Annotated in this window: 21 protein-coding genes and 1 riboswitch; of the genes, 19 read left to right on the top strand and 2 right to left on the bottom strand. The window is 42.4% G+C overall.

Translation table 11 applies throughout. The annotated features are described in order from the left end of the window. Positions 1 to 6: 6 nt before the first annotated feature. Positions 7 to 951 carry a magnesium transporter CorA family protein gene (locus tag FGK98_RS09160; protein ID WP_138100900.1) on the bottom strand — a complete coding sequence of 315 codons (945 nt, stop codon included), beginning with the start codon at positions 949 to 951 and terminating at the stop codon, positions 7 to 9. Positions 952 to 1087: 136 nt separating this feature from the next. Here FGK98_RS09160 and uvrA point away from each other — a divergent pair, with 136 nt between their 5' ends. Next, positions 1088 to 3913, top strand: a complete 2826-nt coding sequence (gene uvrA, locus FGK98_RS09155; RefSeq protein ID WP_138100899.1) for an excinuclease ABC subunit UvrA — start codon at positions 1088 to 1090, stop codon at positions 3911 to 3913. A 37-nt stretch (positions 3914 to 3950) separates the two neighbouring features. Here uvrA and FGK98_RS09150 read toward each other — a convergent pair whose 3' ends face one another. Continuing rightward, positions 3951 to 4706, bottom strand: coding sequence for a hypothetical protein (locus tag FGK98_RS09150; RefSeq protein WP_138100898.1), 756 nt, complete (start codon positions 4704 to 4706; stop codon positions 3951 to 3953). Between the two features lie 147 nt (positions 4707 to 4853). Here FGK98_RS09150 and FGK98_RS09145 point away from each other — a divergent pair, with 147 nt between their 5' ends. The 18 genes from FGK98_RS09145 (at position 4854) to FGK98_RS09945 (ending at position 23368) form a co-directional block, all read left to right on the top strand. Beyond that, on the top strand, positions 4854 to 5915 hold the full coding sequence (locus FGK98_RS09145; RefSeq protein WP_138100897.1) for a M24 family metallopeptidase: 1062 nt from the start codon (positions 4854 to 4856) through the stop codon (positions 5913 to 5915). Positions 5916 to 5968: 53 nt separating this feature from the next. Beyond that, a riboswitch (M-box (ykoK) riboswitch) is annotated at positions 5969 to 6122 on the top strand. 191 nt (positions 6123 to 6313) lie between these two features. Then, positions 6314 to 8974 carry a magnesium-translocating P-type ATPase gene (gene mgtA, locus FGK98_RS09140; protein ID WP_138100896.1) on the top strand — a complete coding sequence of 887 codons (2661 nt, stop codon included), beginning with the start codon at positions 6314 to 6316 and terminating at the stop codon, positions 8972 to 8974. 135 nt (positions 8975 to 9109) lie between these two features. After that, positions 9110 to 9508 carry a transcriptional regulator Spx gene (gene spx / locus FGK98_RS09130; RefSeq protein WP_000591165.1) on the top strand — a complete coding sequence of 133 codons (399 nt, stop codon included), beginning with the start codon at positions 9110 to 9112 and terminating at the stop codon, positions 9506 to 9508. Positions 9509 to 9574: 66 nt separating this feature from the next. Continuing rightward, positions 9575 to 10144, top strand: a complete 570-nt coding sequence (locus FGK98_RS09125; protein WP_138100895.1) for an SP0191 family lipoprotein — start codon at positions 9575 to 9577, stop codon at positions 10142 to 10144. Between the two features lie 86 nt (positions 10145 to 10230). Then, complete coding sequence (locus FGK98_RS09120; protein WP_000507059.1) at positions 10231 to 10497, top strand: IreB family regulatory phosphoprotein; 267 nt, start codon at positions 10231 to 10233, stop codon at positions 10495 to 10497. Between the two features lie 3 nt (positions 10498 to 10500). Beyond that, entirely contained in the window at positions 10501 to 10920 is a 420-nt protein-coding gene (ruvX, locus tag FGK98_RS09115; RefSeq protein WP_138100894.1) for a Holliday junction resolvase RuvX, read from the top strand. A 15-nt stretch (positions 10921 to 10935) separates the two neighbouring features. Beyond that, positions 10936 to 11241: a DUF1292 domain-containing protein gene (locus FGK98_RS09110; protein WP_000017622.1), complete on the top strand. Its 306-nt coding sequence runs from the start codon at positions 10936 to 10938 to the stop codon at positions 11239 to 11241. 256 nt (positions 11242 to 11497) lie between these two features. Further along, positions 11498 to 12748, top strand: coding sequence for a bifunctional folylpolyglutamate synthase/dihydrofolate synthase (locus FGK98_RS09100; protein WP_138100892.1), 1251 nt, complete (start codon positions 11498 to 11500; stop codon positions 12746 to 12748). A gap of 87 nt (positions 12749 to 12835) precedes the next feature. After that, complete coding sequence (locus tag FGK98_RS09095; RefSeq protein WP_138100891.1) at positions 12836 to 13291, top strand: SP_0198 family lipoprotein; 456 nt, start codon at positions 12836 to 12838, stop codon at positions 13289 to 13291. A 185-nt stretch (positions 13292 to 13476) separates the two neighbouring features. Beyond that, the gene (locus tag FGK98_RS09090; RefSeq protein WP_138100890.1) at positions 13477 to 14628 is read left to right on the top strand and encodes an iron-containing alcohol dehydrogenase; all 1152 of its coding nucleotides are present in this window, start codon (positions 13477 to 13479) and stop codon (positions 14626 to 14628) included. A gap of 87 nt (positions 14629 to 14715) precedes the next feature. Beyond that, the gene (locus FGK98_RS09085) at positions 14716 to 15984 is read left to right on the top strand and encodes a glycosyltransferase (RefSeq protein WP_138100889.1); all 1269 of its coding nucleotides are present in this window, start codon (positions 14716 to 14718) and stop codon (positions 15982 to 15984) included. A gap of 3 nt (positions 15985 to 15987) precedes the next feature. Continuing rightward, positions 15988 to 16968, top strand: a complete 981-nt coding sequence (locus tag FGK98_RS09080; protein ID WP_138100888.1) for an NAD-dependent epimerase/dehydratase family protein — start codon at positions 15988 to 15990, stop codon at positions 16966 to 16968. Beyond that, positions 16943 to 17758, top strand: coding sequence for an MBL fold metallo-hydrolase (locus FGK98_RS09075; RefSeq protein ID WP_138100887.1), 816 nt, complete (start codon positions 16943 to 16945; stop codon positions 17756 to 17758). The genes FGK98_RS09080 and FGK98_RS09075 overlap by 26 nt, the downstream gene beginning before the upstream one ends. After that, positions 17736 to 18998, top strand: a complete 1263-nt coding sequence (locus FGK98_RS09070) for a F390 synthetase-related protein (RefSeq protein ID WP_138100886.1) — start codon at positions 17736 to 17738, stop codon at positions 18996 to 18998. The genes FGK98_RS09075 and FGK98_RS09070 overlap by 23 nt, the downstream gene beginning before the upstream one ends. A 14-nt stretch (positions 18999 to 19012) precedes the next feature. Further along, positions 19013 to 19957, top strand: a complete 945-nt coding sequence (locus tag FGK98_RS09065) for a 3-oxoacyl-[acyl-carrier-protein] synthase III C-terminal domain-containing protein (protein ID WP_138100885.1) — start codon at positions 19013 to 19015, stop codon at positions 19955 to 19957. Positions 19958 to 20092: 135 nt separating this feature from the next. Beyond that, positions 20093 to 21625: a cardiolipin synthase gene (gene cls, locus FGK98_RS09060; RefSeq protein WP_138100884.1), complete on the top strand. Its 1533-nt coding sequence runs from the start codon at positions 20093 to 20095 to the stop codon at positions 21623 to 21625. A 138-nt stretch (positions 21626 to 21763) separates the two neighbouring features. Continuing rightward, positions 21764 to 23110 carry a vWA domain-containing protein gene (locus tag FGK98_RS09055; protein ID WP_138100883.1) on the top strand — a complete coding sequence of 449 codons (1347 nt, stop codon included), beginning with the start codon at positions 21764 to 21766 and terminating at the stop codon, positions 23108 to 23110. Between the two features lie 114 nt (positions 23111 to 23224). Then, positions 23225 to 23368, top strand: coding sequence for a hypothetical protein (locus FGK98_RS09945; protein WP_000934189.1), 144 nt, complete (start codon positions 23225 to 23227; stop codon positions 23366 to 23368). Positions 23369 to 23396: the final 28 nt, after the last annotated feature.

The raw sequence follows: 23396 nt of genomic DNA, 5'->3' as shown, positions 1-23396 counted from the left end.
TTCCTCTTAGAACCATTTTTTATGGATGAGATAGAGAGTGAGCGAGACACTCATAGCAAAGGCGATAAAGACGATTAACCAGAAGGCGTGAGGCTCGCCGTTTAGAGGGATTTCATTATCCTTGAAGTTCATCCCGTAGGCTGAGAAAATCATGGTCGGAATCGACATGACAATGGTCACAAGTGCCAAAGTCTTCATGATGTTGTTCTGGTTGTTGGAAATGATAGAGGCAAAGGTCTCTGTCATAGAATGAAGGACGTTTCCATAGATATCTGCCATCTCGATGGCCTGTTGCGTTTCGATTAGAGTATCTTCAAGAATATCCTCATCCTCTAGGTATTTCTTAATATTACTAGTTGCACTGGTCAGTTTTTTAATCACGCGCTCGTTTGTTTTAAGTGAGGCCTTGAAATAGACGATGGTCTTTTCCAACTCCATGAGTTCAATCAATTCCTCGTTACGAGTGGATTCGTGGAGCTGACTTTCAATTTGCTCGCTTTTGCGATCAATTGAACGAAGGGCAGTTAGATAAAGCTCTGCATTACGATAAAGGAGCTGAAAGATAAAGCGAGAGCGCATGAAGGTATAGAAGTTTCGAAGCCTGCGGTTGATAAAGATATCTAGTACAGGCAGTGGCTCTAAGCAGGTAGTGATAATGGTCTCTTCTGTGATGATAATCCCCAGCGGAATCGTTACGTAGTAGGTGCGATTGTTTCTTTCTTCGGTGACGGGGACGTCCACGATAATTAGAGTGTACGCATCTTCGATGGTTACACGAGACATTTCTTCCGCGTCGAGCGGTGCCCGGAGATCGGCGATGTCGATATCAAAGGCGTTGGCGATTTCCAGTGATTCATTTTGTGTAGGATTGACGAGGTTGATCCAAGTACCCGGTTCAAGCGTGTCGATCTCTTTAAATTCAGTTGTTGTTGAGAGAAAAACTTGTTTCATATCCCCTATCCTTTCCTACTATTCAGTGATTCATTTTTTGCACCGTACTATTATACTATAAAAACAGCTTTTTGGGTAATAGAATTTCACATTTTTTGGTATAATGGAAAGCAATAATGGACTAGAAAGAACAAAGATGCAAGATAAAATTGTCATTCATGGGGCTCGTGCCCATAACTTAAAAAATATCGATGTGGAGATTCCAAGAGACAAGCTGGTCGTCGTAACGGGCTTGTCAGGATCTGGAAAATCCAGCCTAGCCTTCGATACCCTCTATGCGGAGGGGCAACGTCGCTATGTAGAGAGTCTATCAGCCTATGCTCGTCAGTTCTTGGGCAACATGGAAAAACCAGATGTAGATGCCATTGATGGCCTCAGCCCAGCTATTTCCATCGACCAAAAAACGACCAGTAAAAATCCTCGTTCGACCGTCGGGACAACGACTGAAATCAATGACTATCTGCGTCTCCTCTACGCACGTGTGGGGACGCCTTACTGTATCAACGGACACGGGGCTATCAAAGCTTCTTCTGTGGAGCAAATCGTCGATCAGGTCTTGGAGTTGCCTGAACGCCAACGCTTACAAATCTTGGCCCCTGTCATTCGTAAGAAAAAAGGGCAACATAAGAGTGTCATTGAAAAGATTCAGAAAGATGGTTATGTCCGCGTCCGAGTGGATGGGGAGGTCTATGATGTGACCGAAGTACCAGAGCTATCCAAGAGCAAGCAACACAATATTGATGTCGTGGTTGATCGTATTGTCATCAAGGAGGGTATCCGTAGCCGTCTCTTTGATTCCATTGAGGCTGCCCTTCGTATCGCAGAAGGTTATGTCATTATTGATACTATGGACGATTCTGAGTTACTCTTCTCTGAGCACTATGCCTGTCCAGTTTGTGGTTTTACCGTACCAGAGTTAGAGCCTCGCCTCTTCTCCTTCAATGCTCCTTTTGGTTCTTGTAGTGAGTGTGATGGTTTGGGAATCAAGCTGGAGGTGGATATCGACCTAGTGGTGCCAGATTCCAGCAAAACGCTACGTGAGGGGGCGCTAGCACCTTGGAATCCTATCTCATCAAACTACTATCCAAACATGTTAGAGCAGGCCATGACAGCCTTTGGTGTGGATATGGACACGCCTTTTGAGGACCTGTCAGAAGAGGATAAGGACTTGATTCTCTATGGTTCAGATGGCAAGGAATTCCATTTCCACTATGAGAATGAATTTGGTGGTGTGCGGGATATTGACATTCCTTTTGAGGGAGTTATTGGTAATATCAAACGTCGCTACCACGAGACGAATAGTGACTATACTCGCACCCAGATGCGTCTCTATATGAATGAACTGACCTGCGGAACTTGTCATGGCTATCGTCTTAACGACCAGGCCTTGTCTGTTCGTGTTGGCGGTGAGCAAGGGCCACATATTGGAGAGATTTCAGACCTGTCTATCGCAGACCACTTGGAATTAGTCAGTCAGTTGACCCTTTCTGAAAACGAAGCCATCATCGCCCGCCCCATTCTCAAGGAAATCAAGGACCGCTTGACCTTCCTCAATAACGTTGGACTCAATTATCTGACCCTATCTCGTTCGGCAGGGACCCTTTCAGGTGGAGAGAGCCAGCGTATTCGCTTGGCTACCCAGATTGGTTCCAACCTCTCAGGAGTCCTCTATATCCTGGATGAGCCGTCGATTGGACTTCACCAGAGGGACAATGACCGTCTCATTGCCAGTCTGAAAAAAATGCGTGATTTGGGTAATACCCTTATCGTGGTGGAACATGACGAAGATACTATGCGTGAGGCAGATTATCTGATTGACGTTGGTCCTGGTGCAGGTGTTTTTGGTGGGGAGATTGTCGCTGCAGGTACGCCTAAGCAGGTAGCTCGCAACAGCAAGTCTATCACAGGTCAGTACTTGTCAGGTAAACGTGCCATTCCAGTACCAGACGAGCGCCGTGTAGGAAATGGCCGCTTTATCGAGGTGACAGGAGCGCGTGAAAATAACCTACAAAATGTTACTGCCCGCTTCCCATTAGGAAAATTTATCGCTGTGACGGGGGTATCCGGCTCAGGGAAATCGACTTTGATTAACAGTATTCTCAAAAAAGCCATTGCGCAGAAGCTAAACCGCAATTCAGACAAACCTGGTAAGTTTAAAACGATTACGGGGATTGAGCATGTCGATCGTCTGATTGATATTGACCAGAGTCCAATCGGACGGACGCCGAGGTCCAATCCAGCTACCTATACAGGTGTCTTTGACGATATTCGTGACCTCTTTGCCCAGACAAATGAGGCCAAGATTCGAGGCTACAAGAAGGGCCGTTTCAGTTTCAACGTCAAGGGTGGTCGTTGTGAAGCCTGCTCAGGTGACGGGATTATCAAGATTGAGATGCACTTCTTGCCAGATGTTTACGTGGCTTGTGAAGTCTGCCATGGGACTCGCTACAACAGTGAAACCTTAGAAGTTCACTACAAGGAAAAGAATATCTCGCAGGTTTTGGACATGACGGTTAATGACGCAGTCGAATTTTTCCAACACATTCCCAAGATTCAACGCAAACTTCAGACCATCAAGGATGTGGGGCTGGGCTATGTAACACTAGGTCAACCAGCTACCACGCTTTCTGGAGGAGAAGCCCAGCGTATGAAATTGGCTAGCGAACTCCACAAACGCTCGACAGGAAAATCTTTCTACATTCTGGATGAGCCAACGACAGGACTTCATACTGAGGACATCGCTCGCTTGCTCAAGGTTTTAGCTCGCTTTGTCGACGATGGCAATACAGTCCTCGTTATCGAGCACAATCTGGATGTCATCAAGACGGCAGACCATATTATTGATTTGGGACCTGAGGGCGGTGTCGGTGGTGGAACCATCATCGCAACAGGAACTCCAGAAGAAGTAGCGGCCAATGAAGCCAGCTACACAGGACACTATTTGAAAGGAAAGTTAAAATAAGATTTAAAAGGCTCTGCTTTTTTAGGTAGAGTCTTTTTTATAATAGATTACGAATTTTTTCTTTTATAAATGGGTTAAGAGGATAGTGTTTATCAAGATATTCTAGGAGTGCCTGAGCAGATTCAGAAATTCGTTCGTAACCTTGCAAGAAGTGAGGCAATTGTTTGGCCTCATTTGGATAACCTTTTTCAAATCTTCTGTTGCTGTTAAAAATATCTATAAAATCAGATTTAGAAGTTTTTTCCAAATTGATTAGTTCGGTCCAAAGCTTGACGGATCTGTTTTGGATGAAATCATAAGCAGCCAATTTTTCGCCTCGTTGATAGCGACCTAGTCCTATATATAGATTGCATAAAATTTCTCCCAACAGCCATTCACGGTCTCTATTTTCTTTTGATGGCAATCTTTGTGGCTGGCAGATTGTTCCATCAAAACCGACCTCCTTCCAGATAATCTTGCCTTCAGAGAAGGGAATGTTTACTAATTCGTGAGCTTCAAAGACAGCAAATTCACAAAAAATATCATCTTCAAATAGAACTTTATGTCCGTCCACTGTATTTTGATAGTGAAATGCAATTGGTTCTAGCTTACTTAACCAGGTTAGATCTTGGATATAGGTCTGCTTGTAGCCATCTTTTACAATAACAAAGAAGTCTAAATCTGAGTACTGATCCAATCGTTCTCTTTCTGTTCCGCAAGAACCAAGCGCCAGCAAAGCTAGTGCTTGGTTCGAATTTTTTAGAGACTGACCAATCTCATCTAGTCTTTGTAACAGCAATTCTGTTTTATTCATATCGTTACCACATTCTTTCTTGTTTAACAGAAATTATACATTAAGCGCTTTCAAATGTCAATTTTATCTAATCCTAGCGATATAGATTGTATTATTTTCGGTATTTTTTTGCTATAATAAATTAAATCATTTTACGGAGGTTTTCTCATGTTATCAAGAGTTGAAAAATTTGAAGTAGCCTTAAAACAGACAGAGTGTGATGCTGTCCTAGTAACCAATCTGAAGAATATCTACTATCTGACTGGTTTCAGCGGGACAGAGGCGACAGTTTTCATTAGCAAGTCGCGTCGGATTTTTCTGACGGATTCTCGTTATACTCTTATTGCCAAGGGCGTGGTTGAGGGCTTTGATATTGTTGAAACGCGAGATGCGGTTGGTGAAATTGCTAAAATTATAGCGGACGACAAGCTGGGAAAAATTGGCTTTGATGACGAGATTTCCTATGCTTACTTCAAGATGCTGGAAAGTGTGTTTGCTGGTCATGAGCTGGTGCCGATGACAGGCTTTATCGAAAATCTGCGCATGATCAAGGATGAGCAAGAAATCGCGACCATTCGCAAGGCCTGCCAGATTTCTGACCAAGCCTTCCTAGACGTGCTAGACTTTATTAAGCCTGGTCAGACGACAGAGCTGGCTGTTATGAACTTTTTGGATGCCCGCATGCGCCAGTTAGGTGCTTCAGGCGCGTCCTTTGACTTTATCATCGCTTCGGGCTACCGCTCTGCTATGCCGCACGGTGTGGCTAGTGACAAGGTCATCCAAAATGGTGAAACCCTGACCATGGACTTTGGTTGCTACTACAATCACTATGTCAGCGATATGACGCGGACTGTTCATGTGGGGCAGGTGACAGATGAAGAGCGGGAAATTTATGATATTGTCCTTCGTAGCAATCAAGCTCTGATAGAAGCGGCTAAAGCTGGACTCAGCTGTATTGATTTTGACCGGATTCCGCGTCAGATTATCAACGATGCAGGCTACGGACCTTACTTCAGCCACGGGATTGGCCACGGGATTGGTCTGGATATCCATGAAATTCCTTACTTTGGCAAGTCAGAAGAGCCAATCAAGGCCGGCATGGTCTTGACCGATGAGCCGGGCATCTATCTGGATGGCAAATACGGGGTGCGGATCGAAGATGATATCCTCATTACGGATACAGGTTGCGAATTATTGACCCTTGCTCCAAAGGAATTGATTGTTATCTAAGAAAAATGAGATAAATCATTGACTTTTACTATTGAAAGGTTTATACTGATAGGCGAAAACGGTAGGTGAGGCTACCATAGGGATACGGATGACTACCGCAAAGCAGTGGAGACACTACTCGTTGGTCAACAGTCCTGGTCGCGAAGGTCAAGACTAAGCTCATTTCATTGCCCTATGGAGTTAAAGCTTGAACGAAAACAGATAATGAGTTTTTAGTCCTACCATTTTATGGTAGGACTTTCTGCTGTTTTAGAACAAAGAAAGGAGACAAACGATGCAAATTGACGATCATCCAGAACCGCACATACACAGCCAATCGCTGATTTGTGTCGTTCTGCCCTCATAAAGTGATTGGTCCCTGTGTGTGAAATCGCCATTCATACAGATAGGAGAAACCAATGAAAACTACAAAAGAAAGATTAGCAACAGCTATTCAAACATCATTAAAAGATAGTCTCGCTTTTTATCATACAAGTCTAGATGGACTGGGCCAAGAACGAGTTGAAGAAAACCGTGACCTTTATGGCGAAAATACTATCACCAAGGGTCAAGAAGATTCAATCATTAAAAAGATTTACGAGTCTATCATCAATCCATTCACAATTATTTTGCTTGTGATTGCCTTCATTTCTCTCGTTACAAACGTCTGGCTTGCCAAACCTGGTCAAGAGGATCCAACGACATCTATCATTATTGTTGTCTTAATTTTGATTTCAGGAGGTATCCGTTTTGTCCAAGAGTTGCGAAGTGATAGGGCAACAACCAACCTTTCAAAATTGATTGTCAACACTGCAACGGTTATTCGGGAAGGTCAAGTGCAAGAAATACCGATTGATGATTTGGTGGTAGGAGATATTGTGAAATTAAGTGCAGGGGACATGATTCCTGCAGATGTCGTCTTATTTGAATCACGCGACTTTTTTGTTCAACAGTCAGGTTTGACTGGAGAAAGTGATGCGGTCGAAAAAATTGCTTTAGAAAAAGTGGAACAACCCTCATTGGATAGTTTGCTAGAATCTGAATCCCTCGCTTTTATGGGAACAAATGTCATATCTGGTAGTGCAAAAGCGATGGTTTTGGCAGTTGGTGATCATACTATGATGGGAGCTATTGAACAGACTCTGAATACCTATGATGAACCAACTTCTTTTGAACGTGAAATGAACACTGTTTCATGGTTGCTCATTCGATTAATGCTGGTCATGGTTCCCATTGTATTTTTCGCCAATGGTTTGACAGACGGTGACTGGTTGGAAGCAGGCGTCTTTGCCCTTAGTGTTGGTGTGGGTCTTACACCAGAAATGTTGCCGATGATCATTACAGCTAGTCTAGCAAAAGGTTCTATCATCATGGCTAAAGAAAAGGTCGTGATTAAAAAACTCAACGCCATCCAGGACTTAGGTGCCATCGATATCTTATGCACAGATAAAACAGGGACTTTAACTCAGGACGAGATTGTGTTGGAATATCCTTTGGATATCCATGGAGATTTGGACCTTACTGTCTTACGTAGAGCTTATCTAAATTCTTATTTCCAAACAGGTTTAAAGAATCTGATGGACCGAGCTATTATCAAACGGACAGAAAAAGAAGCGAAAGAACACAGCCTTCTACAAAATCTAGATCAAACATTTCAAAAAATTGATGAACTTCCCTTTGACTTTGAACGTAGACGGATGAGCGTCATTGTAAAAGATGATGAGGGGACTGTCAGTATGGTGACCAAGGGAGCCTTAGAAGAAATGCTCACGATTTCATCTCGTGTAGAGTATCATGGCGAAATAACTCCTTTGACGGATGCCATTCGTGCAGAAATCTTAGCAGAAGTCGGACAATTAAATAAACAAGGGCTACGTGTCTTAGGGATTGGCTATAAGACGGATATACAAGAAGGCTATAGCTATACAGTCAAAGATGAAAAGGATATGATCCTGACCGGTTATCTTGCCTTCTTGGATCCACCAAAACCTTCAGCGGCACCTGCAATCAAGGCTTTACTTGAACATGGTGTTAAGACTAAGATTTTAACTGGGGATAATGAAAAAGTAACGCAAGCCATCTGTGAGAAAGTTGGTTTGGACATTGAACACATCCTTTTAGGGGTAGATATCGACCAGATGTCAGATGAGCAGTTGGCAGAAGTGGTTGAAAGTGTAACAGTATTTGCTAAATTGTCTCCTGACCAAAAAGCTCGCATCATTCTACAGCTAAAAAGAAATGGTCATAGTGTTGGTTATATGGGAGATGGTATTAACGATGCTCCATCTATGAAGGTGGCAGATGTTGGCATTTCCGTTGATACTGCAGTCGATATTGCCAAGGAAACAGCGGATGTTATTTTGCTAGATAAGGATCTCATGGTTCTTGAAACTGGTATCGTTGAAGGTCGTAAGGTCTACGCCAACATGACCAAGTACATTAAGATGACAGTTAGTTCAAACTTTGGGAATATATTCTCCCTTCTAGTTGCAAGTATCTTCTTGCCATTTCTACCAATGTCTCCTGTTCATCTAATTGTCCTAAACTTAGTTTACGATTTATCCTGTGTGGCTTTGCCGTTTGATAATGTGGATCAAGACTTCCTAAAACAACCCCACACATGGGAAGCAAAATCCATTACCCGATTTATGGTTTGGATGGGGCCTATCTCATCTATCTTTGATATTTTGACCTTTATCTTCCTTTACTTTATCATTGTTCCATTGATGACAGGACATGATTATGTTCATGGGTCTGAATCAGCCCTTCAGTTTATTATCTTTTTCCAAACAGGATGGTTCATTGAATCTATGTGGTCTCAAACAATGGTGATCCACATGCTTCGTACAGCAAAAGTTCCTTTTGTACAGAGCAGACCAGCTTGGCTTGTGATTTTGATGACTTTAGTTGCTGCCTTTTTTGTAACCAGTCTACCTTATGGACCTCTAGTACATATCCTTCGTTTAGCTCCATTGGGACTGCCTTACTTCTTGTTCTTAATCTGTATTATTTTCTTGTATATGTTTAGTGTCACAGTTATGAAGAAATTTTACATTAAGAAGTACAAGGAATGGCTATAGTTTGTGATTTGTCAAGAAAAAAGTACGAAAATCGCGAAAAAGTTAAATTTTTTTTTAAAATAGGTCCCAAGTCCGATGCTTTTTATGGTATAATAGACTAAACTGATAGTAACATGTAGCGAAAGGGGTAGGTACATGATTAAAATATATACAGTCTCCAGTTGCACAAGCTGTAAAAAAGCGAAGACCTGGCTCAATGCCCACCAGCTAAGTTATAAAGAACAAAACCTTGGCAAAGAAGGAATTACGAGAGAAGAATTACTTGATATTCTGACAAAGACAGATAATGGAATTGCCAGCATTGTATCATCAAAAAACCGCTATGCGAAAGCTTTAGGAGTTGACATCGAAGATCTTAGTGTCAATGAAGTGCTCAACCTGATCATGGAAACACCACGGATTCTAAAAAGTCCGATTCTTGTTGACGAGAAACGCTTGCAGGTCGGTTATAAAGAAGATGATATCCGTGCCTTTTTACCACGCTCTGTCCGTAATGTAGAAAATGCAGAAGCACGATTACGTGCAGCTCTATAAACATCAAGGCTGGGAGTGACTCCTGGCCTTGTTTACTCTTTTATTTCAAAAATCATGTGAGGAATTATGAAAAAGTTACTAATTGCTAGTTTTGCCCTTCTCTTTTTGCTTGTTGGTTGTGGGCAAAAAAAGGGAGCAACTACCACTTCAACAACGACATCTGAGACTCTCCAATCCACTTTACCAGTTTTAGATAATGCTGAGAAGAACACGGTTGTGACCAAAACTTTGATTTTCCCTGAGTCAGAAAATGGGACTAAACAATCACAAACCATTACTTATAAAGGGAAACAATTTCTAAAATTGGTCATCCGGCAGACACGGCCCTTAAGTGAGGAGTTGAAATCCTTTATTGCTGACCACGGTCTTGAAGCTACAAAGAAAGCCTTCGCGGAAGCCGAGGAGAAAGATGAAAGTCTCCAAGAAGCACGTAAGTTAGAAGGTTTTACGGTTGAGACTCAGTTAATCAGCGAGACAGAGATGGAAACTACTACGACTTATGATTTTCAAATTTTAGATGTCAAAAAGGCGGCGCAAGTAGAATATCTAAAGAATATTGGCTTAGAGACTCTTTTGAAAAATGAACCAAGCCAATATATCGAAGATAGAATAGCAAATGGAGCGACAGAACAATAGAAAATCCAAATAAATAGACTTACTTAATTGTGGAACGTAAGGAAATATGCTATAATAGTACTATTCTAAGGAAAGAGGGTGTTAGAATGGGATTTACTGAAGAAACTGTACGGTTTAAATTGGATGATTCCAATAAGAAAGAAATTAGCGAAACCTTGACAGACGTCTATGCTTCATTGAACGACAAGGGCTACAATCCAATTAACCAGATCGTCGGTTATGTATTGAGTGGTGACCCTGCCTACGTTCCTCGTTACAACAATGCACGAAATCAAATCCGTAAGTATGAACGTGATGAAATCGTTGAAGAATTAGTGCGCTATTACCTTAAAGGACAAGGAGTCGATCTATAATCTATGAGAATTATGGGATTGGACGTTGGTTCAAAAACGGTAGGCGTTGCCATTAGTGACCCACTAGGTTTTACGGCTCAGGGCCTTGAAATTATCCAAATCAATGAGGAACAGGGTCAGTTTGGTTTTGACCGGATTGAGGAATTGGTTGATAGCTATAAGGTTGACCGTTTTGTAGTGGGCTTACCTAAAAACATGAACAATACCAGCGGTCCGCGGGTAGAAGCCAGTCAAGCCTACGGATCAAAACTAGAAGAGATTTTTGGTTTACCAGTAGACTATCAAGATGAGCGCCTGACCACGGTTGCAGCCGAGCGTATGCTGATTGAGCAGGCAGACATCAGTCGCAATAAGCGAAAAAAAGTCATTGATAAATTAGCTGCCCAGCTGATTTTGCAAAATTATTTAGATAGAAAATTTTAAGGCAGAGGAGAAACTATGTCACACGATCACAACCATGACCACGAAGAACGTGAATTGATTACACTTGTTGATGAGCAAGGAAATGAAACTTTATTTGAAATCCTTTTGACCATTGATGGAAAAGAAGAATTTGGTAAAAACTATGTTCTTCTAGTGCCAGTTAACGCAGAAGAAGACGAAGACGGGCAAGTTGAAATCCAAGCTTACTCATTCACTGAAAATGAAGATGGAACAGAAGGGGAATTACAACCAATTCCAGAAGATTCAGAAGACGAATGGAACATGATTGAAGAAGTCTTCAACAGCTTTATGGAGGAGTGATACAGTCTGGGAGACTGTATCAGCCCAACTCCCAGAAATTGGAGAGAGTTGGAACGTCCGGGGGACGTTTTTAGCCCAGTTCCTTAAAGTAAGAGAGAACTGGTATGTCCGAGGGATGTTTTTAGCCAACGTTGAAATTTATAGTAGCTAGTAATTAGCTAACCAGGTAAGAGGTCGGGATTGTTGTCCCGGCCTCGTTTTTTACTTGCAGTAATACTTTGGTGCGATAGTTGATTGGATTTTGTTAAGGAGATGTATGTTTGAAGTAGAAGAATGGCTCCATAGTCGGATTGGTTTAAACTTTAGATCTGGACTTGGACGAATGCAGCGAGCAGTGGATTTACTAGGGAATCCTGAGAAGACTTATCCCATTATCCATGTAACAGGAACGAATGGCAAGGGGTCAACTATTGCCTTTATGAGGGAGTTGTTTGCAGTTCATGGGAAAAAAGTTGGGACCTTTACCTCTCCTCATATTATCAGCATCCATGATCGAATCTGCATCAATGGACAACCGATTGCTGATGCAGATTTTATCCGTTTGGCGGAGCAGGTCAAGGAGATGGAAAAAGCTCTTTTGGAAACACATGACCAATTATCTTTCTTTGAGTTGTTGACCCTGATTGCTTTTCTTTATTTTAGGGAACAAGAGGTGGATTTAGTTTTACTAGAAGTGGGGATTGGTGGTCTACTTGATACCACTAATGTCGTAACAGGAGAAATTGCAGTTATTACTTCCGTTGGGCTAGATCATCAGGAGACCTTGGGTGACAGTCTGGAGGAAATAGCAGAGCAGAAAGCTGGTATCTTCAAGGCTGGCAGGAAGGCGGTCATTGCCAAGCTTACTCCAGAAGCGGAGCTTGTCTGTCAAAGTAAAGCGAGAGAGTTAGCTGTTGAATTTTATCAAGCTGGGCGAGACTTCACATTGAATGCTGGGGATTTTTCAAGTAGCCTTGCAAGATTTTCCCAGCTTAAAATCGGCTTGGAAGGCGCCTACCAGCAAGAAAATGCCGCCTTGGCTTTACAAACTTTTCTTCTGTTTATGGCGTCAAGAGAGGGAGGTGTCGAAGAAGAGCTTGTCAGACAGGCATTGCAAGAGACTCACTGGGCGGGTCGATTGGAACGGATTCGTCCGCAAATCTACCTAGATGGAGCTCACAATCTTCCAGCTTTAACCCGTCTGGTCGAGTTTATCCAAGGGAAAATCCAGCAAGGCTATCAAGTTCACATTCTTTTTGGGGCTCTTAAACGCAAGGATTATCAAGGGATGTTAGGCTATCTATCTGAGCAGTTGCCTCAGGTGGAACTTAAGGTAACGGGCTTTGACTACCAAGGTTCTTTGGATGAGAAGGATGTGGCGGGTTACGATTTGATTTCTTCTTATGGCGATTTTATCAGAGAATTTGAAGAAAAGGCCAATGACCAGGACCTGCTTTTCGTGACGGGGTCACTCTACTTTATCTCGGAAGTGCGAGCGAGTTTGGTTGGAAGCGATGGGGCTAGTTGACCTTCTGGACTTAAGTTGCTATACTGGGAGGAGGAAAACTCGAAAACGATTTCAGAAATACATTAGCACAAAAGAAAGGAAATCGCTATGAAAATCAAAACATTCACACTTTCTATTGCTTTCCTAGCAATTCTTAGTCTATTAGCAGCTTGTGGATCTAAGACACAAGCACCTACCCAGCAATCTGCTCAACAATCATCTACTCAACAAGAGTCATCTTCTAGTGCTGCTACAAGTGCCAGCCAACCACAGGCATCCTCAAGCCAGGACGCCCCAGTAGCTCAACCTACGAACATCGATGGTACCTATACTGGAAAAGATGAGAATGACCAGATTACTCTTGTTGTAACAGGTAAAATTGGTACATGGACTGAGGTCGAGTCAGATGGAGATAAGGAAATCAAGCAAGTCACCTTTGATCCCGAAAATCAACGTGTCATTATCGGAGATGATGTTAAAATTTACGCGGTTAATGGTAATCAAATGATTATTGATGATATGGACCGAGAGGCATCTGACCGAGTAGTCTTAACGAAACAATAATGATTAAGCAAAAGTTCCAATGAGATGAAATCCATCTTTTTGGAGCTTTTTTGTTTAAAAACGTGACCAGTGCTTCTTTACTGATTTTTTACTTAAAACGCTTACAAATGTTTGCAAAACACCCTATAACATCGTATACTTATAGTAAATAATCAAATAGCGCAGAGGCGCAGGAGGAAAAGCACATGGCTACATTTTACGTTCCGGCAGTTAACCTTATCGGTAAAGGCGTTGTAAATGAAGTAGGTCCGTATATCAAGGAACTTGGGTATAAGAAGGCCCTTTTGGTGACAGATAAGTTCATCGAAGGCAGTGATATTTTACCTAAGGTCCTAAAACCATTAGATGCTGAAGGGATTGAATATGTGATCTTTAGCGATGTTGAGCCAAATCCGACTTGCAAGAACGTCACAGACGGAGTGGCTGCCCTGAAAGAGCATGGTTGTGACTTCATCATCAGTCTTGGAGGTGGATCTCCTCAGGATGCGGCTAGTTGTATCTCTATCATTGCGACAAATGGTGGAAAGCCACAGGACTACGAAGGCCTCCACAAGTCTGCTAAAAAAGGGTTGCCAGTGGTTGCGATCAATACAACGGCTGGAACTTCAGCAGAAATCACCATCAACTATGTCATTACTGACGAAGAACGCAAAGTCAAAATGGTAATGGTAGATAAGAACAGCCTAGCCCTTATCTCTGTTAATGATCCAGAACTCATGCTTTCAAAACCGAAAGGATTGACAGCAGCAACAGGTATGGACGCTCTTACCCACGCTGTCGAAGCCTTGGTAACACCGGGTGCTTATGATGTGACCAAGAAACTCTCTATCGGAGCGATTGAACTCATCAAGGAGTACCTCCCTCGTGCCGTAGCAAATGGCCATGATATTGAAGCGCGTGAGGCGATGGTCAATGCCATCTTCCTCGGTGGTATGAGCTTTAACAATGCTGGTCTGGGTTATGTTCACTCAATGGCTCACCAACTCGGTGCAGTATATAATTTACCACATGGTGTTTGCTGTGCCATGCTTCTCCCTGTTGTTGAGCGTGAAAATGCTAAACGTGTACCAGAAGCTTTCCGCAATGTAGCTAAAGCCTTGGGACTTCATGTTGAAGGGAAAACAGACCAAGAATGTGCTGCCTACGCTATCGCTGAGATTGAAAAATTGTCTGAAACAGTAGGCATTCCGAAGAAACTAACTGAACTCGGTATCCAAGAAAAAGATTTTGACTTTGACTACCTTTCTAAGAATGCCTTGATTGATGCCTGTGCACCAGGAAATCCATTTATGCCAACATTAGAAGAAACTATTGCCTTCTATAAGGAATTGTTCTAATTCTTAAAGTGAAAAAGAAGCTAAATAATGCTGGAAAGAACTATCATTTTGGTAGTTCTTTTTTTAAAAATTTGCTATCCTAGACATATGAGAAAAATCAAAATTGATGTGGTTGTAGTGCCCTTAAGTGGGCATCTCTTCCCAACCTTGAATCTACTCGCACCCTTGTTGAAGGATCCCTTGTATGAGATTCGATTATTTACAGGACCGCAACGAAAAGCTGTTGCAGAGGAGATGGGATTCCAGGTGATTCCCATTTTAGAAAATTCTGTAGATGAATTTGAGCGCGTAGCCAACAATGAAGGGCAATTAAACCTTATTTCTGCTTATCGACAGTTGTCAGCTAGTCTTGATTTGATCGATGTGGTGTCTGACCAACTAGTGCAAGAGTGGCAGGAAAATCGACCTGATATTGTGATTGCCGACTTCATCACCTTATCTGGGGGGTTAGTAGCGGAACAGTTGGGAATTCCTTGGATAACAACCATGGCGACACAATTTGCCATTGAAACGACAGATGGACCGCCTTGTTTCTTTGGAGGAATGGGCAGTCCAAAGACACCGTTCCAATCTGTCCAGCAATGGCTGGGGAGAAAAGTGACTCGTTTAGGGAAACGAATCGTAACCTTTTTATTGAGAGAACGCTTAAAACGTTACGATTTTAAGTTCTACAATCAGAAAGGTCAAGAAACTATCTATTCCCCCTATTCTATCTTAGGGATTGGGATGAAAGAATTGGAGCTGAAAAGTGGTTTTCCAGAGCATTACCTTTGGGTGGGACCTTTTGGGTCTTCGATTGAGAGGGCAGAGAATTATCCCCTAGATTTGGGTCCTTATGCAAATCATAAGAAAGTCCTTGTATCTTGTGGGACTCAGCTAGCATGGGCCAAAGACAACCTCCTCTACCAGACCCAACAATTGGCAAAAGCCCATCCAGACTGTCACTTCTTTGTGACTCTGGGGTTTGGCGGACAAGACTTCCAATGTGAGGAGATCATGGACAATGTTTCGGTGGTATCCTATCTTCCCTATAAGGAATACATTTCTCAGATGGATTATGTAATTCATCATGGCGGTGCGGGTATTTTTTACCAATGTATTATCTATGGCAAGCCTGCCTTGATTCTCCCTCATGACTATGATCAGTATGACTATGCGGTTCGCGGGCTAGAGGCAGGGATTGCCCTGACTGCTAAACGAGAGGATACGGAAGCGATTGGGCGAGCTTTTGATCAGTTATTGGCTAGAGCTGACTGGCCAGACTTGAACAAACTCAGTCGCGCAGCCCAAGTCTATCAGCCAACAGAGATTCTGAAGAGCGAAATACATCGGCTCTTAGGGGACAAGGAGAAGTAAAAAATGAAGAAAGTATTGGTAACAGGTGCTACGGGCTTTCTAGGCAAGTATGTTGTTGAAGAGCTCAGTCAGCAGGGCTATCAGGTACGCGCTTTTGGACGCAATCACAAGGCGGGTCAGTCTTTGGAGAGCTCCCTAGTATCATTTTTTCAGGGAGATTTGACCAAGCAAGAGGATTTGACTCAGGCTTCTCAGGGTATGGACATGGTTGTGCATGCGGGTGCTCTTTCTACCGTCTGGGGACCTTGGGAAGATTTCTACCAGACAAATGTCTTGGGGACCAAGTATGTTTTAGAGGCTTGTCGGGAGACGGGTATCCAACGCTTGGTTTACGTATCCTCACCTAGCATCTATGCTACTCCTAGAGATCAGATATCTATCAAAGAATGCGATGCGCCTCAGGAAAATAATCTAAATAACTACATTCGTAGTAAACTAGCTTCGGAGAAGCTGTTTAAGGATTATCCCGATGTTCCTAGTATAATCTTACGACCTCGTGGGCTTTTTGGGATTGGGGATACCAGTATTTTGCCCCGGGTTCTCAAACTCAGTCAGAAGATTGGCATTCCCTTGATAGGGGACGGTCGTCAGCTCATGGATATGACCTGTGTGGAAAATGTTGCTCTGGCCATTCGCTTGGCTCTAGAGGCCCCTCAAGCTAGTGGTGAAGTATATAACATCACCAATGGAGAACCAAGGGAATTTAGGAGTCTGATAGAAGAAACCCTGAGAGGTTTGGGTTATCCGATAACATACAGAAGAGTACCAGCTCCTCTTCTGTCAGCTATTGCCAATGGTTTAGAGTTTCTTTATAAGACCTTGAAACTCAAAGGTGAGCCAGCTCTGACACGCTACACCTATTATTTACTGAGGTATAGCCAGACACTGGACATCAGCAAGGCGGAGCGAGACTTGGGTTATTGCCCTAAAATCAGTATTTCAGAAGGGATTGACCAGTATGTCAAAGATTATCGAAAGCATTGATTATTTCCCGGCCGGCTACTGTACCAGTTATGCAGGTTTGCTGTTTAAGGGAGTCAAGAATAAAAAGATGACCTTTCCAGCTGGCGTCTTTCTGATTAAGCACAGAGACAAGGGCTATCTGCTTTATGATACTGGCTATCACTATGATATTAAGACGAAGCTTCGATATGGTTTTTACCGTCTAGGAACTCCTGTTCAGATGACGGAAAGAGATCAGATTTCATACTTATTGAAGGCAAAAGGAATTAGGCCAGAAGAGATTACCTATGTCATGTTGTCTCATCTCCATCCAGACCATTTAGGAGGGGCTAGTTTTTTCCCGAATGCGCAATTTATCCTGACTCAAGAGGTTTTTGAAGTTTACCAGAAACCCAAGCTCAAGGATTTGATTTTTAAAGAGTTTTTACCAGCTGATTTTGAGAAGAGACTGACTGTTATCAAGGCAAATCAGCACTATTCAAATTTTCCCTATGGTCCGATTTGTGACCTTTTTGGAGATGGCAGTATCCTAGTAGCCTCTGTTGATGGGCATGCTAGGGGGCAAGCCTGTCTATATTTTCCAGACCTTAATCTCCTCATTGCAGCGGACCTCTGTTGGGGAATTGACCTCTTACCTTACACCAAGCAGATGCACCTGATTCCTTCCTTGGTCCAGGATAATAAGACCGACTATATCAGGGGGACAGAGTTTCTGGAGGAAGTCTTAAAAGCCGGTATTGAGGTAGTTGTTAGCCATGATCCTGTAGAAAGGATAGAGTCAATCTTACATGAAAAAAATAACCTTTCTTAAAACCTTTATCCAAACTCGTTGGCTTCATCATTTCAAATCTCGAGAAGCTGTAGAAAACTATCAGAAAAAGCAATTAGCCAACTATATGGACTTTTTAAAGCGAGAGTCTCCCTACTTTAAAAATGGGGTTCCTAGCAACTTTGACCATATGGACAAGGCTTTTATGATGGAACATTTTAATGAGCTCAACACCCAAGGAGTGGATAGAGATGAAGCCTTATCCTTAGCTATTGAAAGCGAGAAGACCCGTGATTTCACTGAACTTAAAGGGGAAGTGGCCGTCGGTCTATCTTCAGGGACATCTGGACATCGGGGGCTCTTTATCACAACAGAGAAAGAGCGAAGTATGTGGGCTGCGGCTATCTTGGCAAAGATGTTGCCCAAGGGGCAGCTTTTTGGACACCGCATCGCCTTTTTCCTGAGAGCTGATAATGAACTCTATCAGACCATCAATACGGCGCTCATTCGTCTAGAGTATTTTGATATTTTCAAACATACAGATGAGCATATAGAGCGACTCAACAACTATCAACCAACGATTATTGTGGCGCCAGCCTCGATGTTGATTGAATTGAGCAAGCGTCTCAAGGATGGAGAGTTAGCTATTCACCCACAAAAAATCGTTTCGGTGGCGGAAATCTTGGAAGATAGTGATAGGGGACGGATCGCAGAAGCCTTTTCTCTATCCATCATTGACCAAGTTTATCAGGCGACAGAAGGTTTCCTAGCCTGCACTTGCTCAGCTGGTAATCTACATCTCAACGAAGACATTATATTTGTGGAAAAGCAGTATCTAGATGACCGCCGTTTTTATCCAGTGATTACGGACTTTAAGCGAAGTAGTCAGCCTGTTTATCGCTACCAGCTCAATGATATCTTGGTTGAAAATCCGGAGCCTTGTTCCTGTGGCTCCTACTATACACGGATTGACAAGGTCGAAGGACGTTCTGATGATATCTTCTACTTTGAAGGGCAGAATGGCGGGCAGGTAACCATCTATCCAGACTTTATCAGGCGTTGCATCCTCTTTGTGGAGAATGTAGGAGATTATCAAGTTAAGCAACATTCCGAGAAATTAGTGGAAGTTTGTTTAAGCCGACGAGATGAGGACGTAGAGACAGCAATTTTAGCACAGTTCCAACTCTTGGCCCAGCAAAAAGAGTTCATAGTTCCTCAAATCCAATTTTCAGATTATCACTGGGATACTAGCCGTAAACTCAAACGTATCCAACGTTTATGAAAGGAAAAAAGACAATGACAGAAGTAAAAAGACATGTAGAAATCGCAGGTTATGGCATTTGCCTTCCAAAGCATACAGTTCAATTTAAAGACCAGACCCGTTATCGTGTAGTTGAAAATGAAGAAACGCAGTTAGATTTGGCAGAGGTAGCCATTCAGAGAGCACTCGAACATGCAAATTTGGATATTAAAGATATCGATTGCCTTGTATCAGCTAGTGCAGTTGGAGTTCAGCCTATTCCTTGTACGGCTGCCTTGATTCATGAACGCGTGGCAAAAGGGCTCTCAATCCCAGCTATGGATATCAATACGACCTGTACCAGCTTTATTTCTGCTCTATCGACCATGTCCCACTTGATTGAGGCGGGCGAATACAATCGTGTTCTGATCGTGTCTAGTGAGGTTGGAAGTTTAGGGCTCAATCCCAAGCAAAAAGAAAGTTTTGAACTTTTTAGTGATGGAGCAGCAGCCTTTATTTTCCAAAAAAGCCATCAGGAAAAAGGGATCATTGCTAGTCTCCAACGTACTTGGTCAGAAGGAGCTCACGATACGGAAATTCGTGGAGGTCTGACTTCTTTTCAACCAAAAGAGTACTCTGAAGCGACTAAGACCAACTATATGTTTGATATGAAGGGCAAGAAAATTCTCCTCTTGTCTGCTCGTAAAATCCCAGTCATGTTTGAAGAGTTTCAAGAAAAAACACAGCTAGCCTTGAGAGATGTGGACTATATCATTCCTCACCAAGCAAGTCGTGCTCTTCCTTTGGTCATGGACAAACTAGGTGTAGCCGAGGAACAATATCTTAATCTCGTCACGGATTATGGAAATATGGTATCAGTCTCTGTGCCGTTTGGCTTGGCTTATTCGTTAGAGCATGGACTTGTCAAGGAGGGAGATGTCATCTATCTTATGGGAACTGCAGCCGGTATGACCGTCAATATGTTGGCTCTCAAACTGTAATACGCATCTGAAAACGGAAGGGTTGGAACTTGAGTAAGAGTAAACGGTTGCCATCTACCACTGAACTGAGGTATACTAGTAGGAAGATTCGTTTATCAAGCGGTGAGGGAGAATGTTAGAAAAGGAAGGGGATGTATGACTGTTAGAAAAATGCAGCTACTCATGTCCAAGTATGGATTTAGTATTACCATCATGTTGGCGGAGTTGTTTATCGTCTTTGGTTTGTTTCTCTATCTAGGTCGGATGGCTCCGATTCTCTGGATTATCCTAGTTATTTTGATGAGTATGGCGACCATTGTATCGATTGTTAATCGATCTATGAATCCAGAAAGCAAGGTGACATGGCTGTTAGTAGCCTTTGTTCCAGTATTTGGTCCCCTACTCTATATCATGTTTGGGGAACGTCGCCTATCTAAAAAAGAGGTCAAGCAGTTGAAACAGCTCCAATCAATGGTTGACCGAGAGGATAATAGCAGAGCCCTCCGTTTGGAGTTAAAGGAAGAGGATAAGTCTGCTTATGGCGTCATCAAATCCCTCCTCAGTATGGATACGAATGCAGATGTCTATGATCGAACGGATACGCATTTTTTTGCCTCTGGTGAAAGTATGTGGCATCAGATGCTGGAGGATCTCAAGAAAGCGGAGAAATTTATCTTTCTTGAGTACTATATCATCGAAGAAGGTTTGATGTGGAACAGCATCTTAGAGATTTTGGAAGAAAAGGCTGCTCAAGGAGTGGAAGTCAAGCTTCTCTATGACGATATTGGATGTATGGCAACCTTACCTGGGGATTATACCATCCAGCTTCGTAGTCGAGGGATTGAAGCCCATAAATTTAACAAGGTGATTCCGCGCTTGACCGTTGCCTATAACAACCGTGATCACCGTAAAATCATGATTATCGATGGGCAGATTGCCTATACAGGTGGCGCCAATCTAGCAGACGAGTACATCAACCATATCGAACGCTTTGGTTACTGGAAGGATAGTGGTATTCGTTTGGATGGTCCAGCAGTAAAGGCTTTTACCAGACTCTTTTTATCCACCTGGTATATTAATCGTGGAGAGATTAGTGACTTTGACCAATACCATCTTGAAAATCAACCCAAAGACGGGATGGGGCTCTGTATTCCCTATAGTAGTGGCCCTAAACCTATTTACCGATCCCAGGTTGGGAAAACGGTCTATCAAAATCTTATCAATCAAGCTACAGACTATGTTTATATCACGACACCCTATCTGATTGCTGACTATGATCTCACCGAAAGTATCAAAAATGCAGCTCTGAGAGGGGTGGATGTGCGAATTGTGACGCCTTGTATCCCAGATAAGAAGGTCATCCAATTGGTTACTCGCGGAGCCTATCCAGATTTGCTATCTGCGGGAGTGCGCATTTACGAGTACAGTCCCGGATTTCTTCATAGTAAGCAAATGCTTGTCGATGGAGAAGCAGCAACAGTGGGAACCATCAATTTTGACTATCGCAGCTTGCTCCACCACTATGAAAATGGCGTTTTGCTTTATAGAACACAATCTATTTTAGACATTGAGAGGGACTTCGAAGAAATTTTTAAGGTTTCTCAAGAAATCTATCCCCACACAATCAAAACAAGCTGGTATCAAAGCTTGATCAAGGAAATAGTCCAGTTGTTTGCGCCCATGCTCTAAGAAGATATATAGAGTCGAAAGAGGGGGGCGTTTGGCTGATTATCTTATATAGAGTGTGGTTCATACATTCTATTTGACAAAATGCTCTTAAATTGCTATCATATTTTTAATATTAGTTAAAAAAGGGGGAAGGCTTTTATGAAAAGTTATAAACGTTCTTTATTTTGGAAATGCAAGTCGGCTTTACTTACAGCAGCATTAGCATCTGTAGTTGTAGCAGTGGGACAAGTCGGCGCTGATGAAGTAAAAAACCCTAGTCAGACAGCTAACGATTTGGCTCAAACAAGTTCAGATACAGCCAAGCAAACTTCGTCTAGCAAACTAGCTGATGAAACTGTAAAAGAAATCCAAGCTAAGGCAACTACTCCAGTGGTACCAGCTGATAAAGCTCAACCTGGTGATGTTGTTAAGGTGGCTACAACCTCTACAGAACTTAAAGTTGATACTAAAGAAAATGAAACTGGCACAGAAGCTGTAGCTAAAGCAGAAGCTTCTGTAAATGTTGAGACAACTATCTTAGCTGCCAAAGGAACTCCTGTCGGAGAAAAAGCGCCAGTTATCACCACAAAGACTGCATCTGATCATATTGAGACTGATGAATATGTAGCGGATGTAACTCAGACTGTCAAAAAAACTCGAATAGAAAAAGTTTTGAAAGAAGCAGATGTGACAATTACTAAGCAATCATCTGGTTCTGCAGATATTGTTTTTACCATTGATAAATCAGGTTCAATGGATTCATCTATTCAAAATGTTGTGCAAAACATCGAAACTTTTGTTCGTGATTTGGCTAGCAAAAAGGTGGATGCTCGCCTTGGTTTAATCGCATACGAATCTGCTAAGAATGTTCAGTATTTTGACTTTAATGGCTCTAAATTCACTAAGAATGTAGAGGAATATATTAAGGCGCTTAAGTCTATTACAACCATGGGAGGAACAGAAGAACCTACAGTTCCTTTACATCATATCGCAACTTCGAAAGACTATGATTGGTCTACAGCTTCTAATAATCGTCGTTTTGCGTTCTTGATTACTGATGAGAGTATTGATTTCGATACCCCAGGAATTCCAACAGTAGACGAAACAATCAAGGCACTTAAGGCAGCAGATATTTCCCTATCAGTTGTAGGGATGAGCTACGAAGAATCGACCTTCAAACCTTTAGTTGAGGGGACAAAAGGCCTTTACCTGAATATTCGTCAGGAATTTTCTAGTCTCTTAAATCGTGATTTTACAAACCATGTTGTGAAGACTGTCCAAGAAGGACGTGTTTACCGTATCGTGACTGAAAAATACGATTTCTTGTCAGAGGCGCATGTGGTACTTAAACCAAAAGCACCAGCTTATCATACTGAGACGGTCTCTAAAAAGGCTGAATTACCAAAAACAGGTGTTCAAGCTTCTTCAGGATTGGCTGCAGCTGGCTTAGTTTTGCTAGCAGCAGTCTCAGGATTTACTGTAGTGACCAAGAAAGAAGAGAAATAAAATATCATATTTTTATCAATCGTAGTCAGGTTGGTGAATGATTAAAAACAGGGGAGAACGGATTTGTTCTCTCTTTTTTTGTCTTTTTGCGAATAGATAAGCAGGAGGATGAAAATGCTAAATCAAAAAGAATATGATTTTATTCTAGAGTTTCAAACAAGCAGTTTACACCGTTTTCGAGAGATTGAACGCTTTGCTGAGCTAGATAAGAAGTTAAGGAAATATCAATCCCTAGCTGACATTCCTGTAAGATTTTGATATACTAAAACAGATAAACTTAGAGGAG

This window comes from Streptococcus australis, from assembly GCF_901543175.1.
GTDB lineage: Bacteria > Bacillota > Bacilli > Lactobacillales > Streptococcaceae > Streptococcus > Streptococcus australis_A.
The sequence above is the reverse complement of the archived record's forward strand: the minus strand, read 5'-3'. Positions and strand labels throughout refer to the sequence as shown.